At 54.5% G+C, this 3,432-nt stretch carries 2 protein-coding genes; both read left to right on the plus strand.

Annotation, left to right across the window (positions count from 1 at the left end; genetic code table 11):
* Positions 1-100: 100 nt before the first annotated feature.
* Positions 101-1,378: a phosphoribosylamine--glycine ligase gene (purD, locus tag V6D20_14125; protein HEY9816917.1), complete on the plus strand. Its 1,278-nt coding sequence runs from the start codon at positions 101-103 to the stop codon at positions 1,376-1,378.
* A 238-nt stretch (positions 1,379-1,616) separates the two neighbouring features.
* The coding region (locus V6D20_14130) for a histidine kinase dimerization/phospho-acceptor domain-containing protein (protein HEY9816918.1) at positions 1,617-3,432 on the plus strand (1,816 nt) is incomplete at its 3' end.

Genomic DNA, 3,432 nt, shown 5'->3' on the forward strand with positions numbered 1-3,432 from the left:
TTTGAATTCACTAACACTTGATGCCTAGTTGTTTTTATATTGATATTCGACGCTTGGCTCTCATACGTAATACATTTTTATTCACCGAGGTGATCTGGGCGTGAAAGCATTAGTGGTTGGTAATGGGGGGCGCGAACATGCCCTCGCATGGAAGCTTCTGCAATCTGAGAAGGTGCAGGAGGTCTTCTGCGTGCCAGGCAATGGAGGAACCGCCCAACTCGATGGCTGTCGCAACATTGCAATGTCCAGCTTAGACTTCGAAGGCATTGCTCGGCTATCGCTGGTTAATAATGTGGGTCTGATTGTGATCGGCCCAGAGGTGCCTTTGGCAGCAGGCATGACGGATTACTTACAAAATGAAGGGCTGAAGGTTTTTGGCCCCAATCGGGCCGGTGCCCAAATTGAATCTAGTAAGGCCTGGGCAAAAGCCTTAATGGTAGAGGCGGGCATCCCCACAGCAGCCTCTCAGGTGTTTACATCGGTAGAGCCGGCGATCGCCTACGTGAAAGACCAGGGCGCACCGATTGTGATCAAAGCCGATGGCTTGGCGGCGGGCAAAGGGGTGACCGTGGCGGCTACGGTGGAAGAGGCGATCGCTAGCCTGAAGGACATCTTTGGCGGCAAGTTTGGCGATGCTGGCCAGCAGGTGGTGATTGAAGACTGTCTGGTGGGGCAAGAAGCTTCGGTGCTGGCGGTCACGGATGGCCTGTCTATTCGCCCGCTGTTGGCAGCCCAAGATCATAAACGCATCGGCGAGGGTGACACGGGCCCCAACACCGGCGGCATGGGAGCCTATGCTCCGGCCCCTGTGGTCACCGATGCGCTGCTCGACCGCATTCAGCGCGATATTTTAGAACCAGCGATCGCAGCTCTGCGTCAGCGCGGTATTGACTATCGGGGTGTGCTCTATGCTGGCTTGATGATTACCCCTGGGGGCGATCCCTGGGTGATTGAATTTAACTGTCGCTTCGGGGATCCTGAAACCCAGGTGATTTTGCCCTTGCTAGAAACGCCCCTCGACCAAGTTTTGCTGGCCTGCGTTGAGCAACGCCTCGCCCAACTGCCGCCCTTTAGCTGGACGCCGGGGGTGGCTACCTGTGTGGTGGCAGCTTCCGGGGGCTATCCCGATAAATTTACCAAGGGCCATGAAATTACTGGACTGGCGGCGGCGGAAGAATCGGGGGCGATCGTCTTCCATGCTGGCACCCGGCAGCAGAAGGGTGTACCAGTCACCGATGGCGGTCGGGTGTTGGGGGTGACGGCCATGGGCGATACGTTCCAGGCAGCGATCGCCCAAACCTACGCTGCTCTCGACTGTATTCAGTTTGATGGGCTCTATGCCCGGCGAGATATCGGCCATCAGATGCAAGCTCATTAGATAAGCTCATGACCTACGCGGGTAGCGAAGGGGAGCCATCCTCCGAGTCTGTTCCAGTCGTTTCAGGTTGGCTTAGATGATCGACACCATCGATCAGTCTGGGTTGGAAGCGGCTGAACTTGATATGATTGAGGTGTTTCGTGGCATAGGCTAGATGCGCCAGGGAACCACGTATTGATGAAAAGTACTCTGGCGTGATGGTGCGGCTTGACGATTAGTCCTATTTTCTTACACTGCCTTGTTTGAGCTATTTGGTCAGCTTCGAGAAATTATTGCCCGGTGGTGGTCAGAGTTTACGCTGCAAACGCGGCTGATGGCCGCCGCTACGCTTGTGGTCTCTTTGCTGATGAGTGGTCTCACGTTTTGGGCCGTCAACAGCATTCAGCAAGATGCCCGTCTCAATGACACGCGCTTTGGGCGAGACTTGGGGCTGCTCTTGGCAGCGAATGCGGCTCCCTTGGTGAGTGACAGCAACCGCACGGAGCTGGCGCGTTTTTCCCATCGTTTCTACAGCAGCACCACCAGCATCCGCTACATGCTCTACGCCGATGAGGATGGTGATATCTTCTTTGGCATCCCTTTCTCAGAGTCGGAGGTAAAGAACTCGCTGACGATCCAGCGACGGATGCAGCTCCCTGAGAACTACGCGGAGAACCGCAACGCGCCCATGGTGCGGCAGCATCTCACCCCCGACGGCGAAGTGACCGACGTGTTTGTGCCTTTAGAACACGAAGGGACGTATCTAGGCGTTTTAGCGATCGGCATTAATCCCAACCCTACGGTGGTCACTTCATCCCACCTGACGCGGGATGTCACCATTGCCGTCTTTGTGTCGATCTGGGTGATGGTAATTTTGGGTGCGGTGTTCAACGCTCTTACGATTACCAAGCCGATTAAGGAACTGTTGGTGGGGGTGAAAAATATTTCCGCTGGTAATTTCCATCAGCGTATTGATTTACCCTTGGGCGGCGAGTTGGGGGAGCTCATCCTCAATTTCAATGAGATGGCTGAACGCCTCGGCAGCTATGAAGAGCAGAATATTGAGGAACTCACAGCGGAGAAAGCCAAGCTGGAGACCCTCATGTCTACCATTGCGGATGGGGCGGTGCTGCTGGATGATCACATGCGGATTATGTTGGTGAATCCAACGGCGCGGCGCATTTTTGGCTGGGATGGTCAGGATGTGTTGTCCAAGCCCGCCCTGCAACATCTGCCGCCTTCGGTGAAGGCAGAGTTAACCAAGCCGCTGTACCAGATTGCCTCTGGGGATTTTGTCTCAGTGACCTCGGGTGATCGCGAAGCTACGGAATACCGCATTCATATCCCGGAAGCGGGCGATCGCACCGTACGCATCTTGCTAACTACCGTGCTGGATCAATCGCGGGAGCATGTGAAGGGCATTGCCATTACCGTGCAAGACATCACCCGCGAGGTAGAGCTGAATGAAGCCAAGAGCCAGTTCATCAGCAATGTTTCCCATGAACTGCGCACCCCTCTGTTCAATATCAAGTCGTTCATTGAAACGCTGCATGAGTATGGCGAAGACTTAAGCGACATGGAGCGCCGGGAATTTCTAGATACGGCCAACCGCGAAACCGATCGCCTGACGCGATTGGTCAACGATGTGCTGGATCTATCCCGTCTGGAGTCGAATAAGCGCTATCGGTTTGAAGCCGTAGAAATCGCCCAACCTATTGAGCAGACCCTACGCACCTACCAGCTCAATGCCAGAGATAAGGGGATTGAGCTACTGCAGGATATTGACCCGACGATTCCGCCGGTCGTTGGTAACTACGATTTGCTGCTTCAGGTATTTGCAAACTTGGTCGGTAATGCTCTCAAGTTTACGGAAAGCGGTGGTAAGGTTGCTATTCGTGCCTATCCACTAGCGGTGAATGAAGACTACGAGAGCAATGCCTATGTGCGGGTCGAGGTATCTGATACGGGCATTGGCATTGATCCAGAAGATCAGCAGGCGATCTTTGATCGCTTCTTTCGGGTGGAAAACCGGGTGCATACCCTAGAGGGCACGGGTTTAGGGCTATCCATTGTCC

The organism is Candidatus Obscuribacterales bacterium, assembly GCA_036703605.1.
GTDB lineage: Bacteria > Cyanobacteriota > Cyanobacteriia > RECH01 > RECH01 > RECH01.